This window comes from Photobacterium damselae, from assembly GCF_003026815.1.
GTDB lineage: Bacteria > Pseudomonadota > Gammaproteobacteria > Enterobacterales > Vibrionaceae > Photobacterium > Photobacterium damselae.
In genome coordinates this window covers 1-601 of sequence record NZ_PYOG01000114.1, presented here as the reverse complement: position 1 = coordinate 601, position 601 = coordinate 1, and the positions used below count along the sequence as shown (strand labels likewise).

The window sequence follows — 601 nt, the reverse complement described above, 5'->3', positions numbered from 1 at the left end:
TATCTTTTTGTTGGGTAATAATTGCTTGTTCAAATAGCTGTAGTAGCATTTTATTGAGTTCAGCTACTCGACGAAGCGTGCGGTAGAACTCTTTCATCATCATTTCGACATGACGATTCCCTTCACCTTGATAACCTAAGTTGTTAGCCACTGATGCCTGATGATCAAAAGTAAGGCGATTATCATAACGACGAAGTTCGATATGTAATGCAAAGCGAATTCGCCACAGCTCATTTTGACATTCAACCAATTCACGATACTCAGCATCAGTTAAAAAACCATGGCGACTCATTTCAAATAAGCTGGTGGCGCCAAAGTGTCGGCGTGCAACCCAACTTAAGGTATGAATATCTCGCAGTCCGCCAGGGCTTGATTTTATATCAGGTTCTAAATTGTAGGTGGTATCATGATAACGAGCGTGGCGTTTTTTTTGTTCTTCTAACTTGGCTTTATAAAACGTATGACTTGGCCAGAATGCGCCATCATTAATGGATTCAATAAGATGGTTATAGGTGCCTTTATTGCCACATAAATAACGGGCTTCGGTTAAGTTTGTTGCAACGGTTAGGTCATCTTTGCCAACATCAACGCATTCAGCAAC

At 40.8% G+C, this 601-nt stretch carries 1 protein-coding gene; it reads right to left on the bottom strand.

The window, feature by feature from the left end:
• Positions 1 to 601, bottom strand: a 601-nt coding sequence (locus tag CTN07_RS22595) for a [protein-PII] uridylyltransferase family protein (RefSeq protein WP_501037826.1), incomplete at both ends; no start/stop codon positions are given.